This is a genomic window from Salinimicrobium oceani, from assembly GCF_012037645.1.
The window spans coordinates 1-329 of record NZ_JAAVJR010001309.1 but is presented as its reverse complement, the minus strand read 5'-3'; the positions used below and the strand labels follow the sequence as shown (position 1 = coordinate 329).

Below are 329 nucleotides of genomic sequence, written 5' to 3'. Positions count from 1 at the left end.
AGAAAAATTCATACAGGATTGTAACGAATCGGGAATAGTGGTGGTGCAGATCGAAGTAGACCGCAGCGGGAGAGTTACCCGCGCCATTCCTGGCGTAAAAGGCACTACCAATAACGCCACCTGTTTGACAGATCCTGCCAAAAGAGCTGCTTTGGCTACACGTTTTAACAGCGACTCCAAGGCTCCTGCAAAACAGGTAGGAACCATTATCTACAATTTCAAACTTTCCGAATAACTTGAAGACCTATTCTGAGACTGTTGAATGGATGTTTCAGCAGTTACCCATGTATCAGCAGGTGGGAAGCAAGGCTTATAAAGTTGACCTTTCC

The 329-nt window shown here is 45.6% G+C and carries 1 pseudogene; it reads left to right on the top strand.

The features are described 5' to 3' along the window. Nucleotides 1-235: pseudogene (locus tag HC175_RS21960) on the top strand (energy transducer TonB); the annotation flags it as partial. Nucleotides 236-329: the final 94 nt, after the last annotated feature.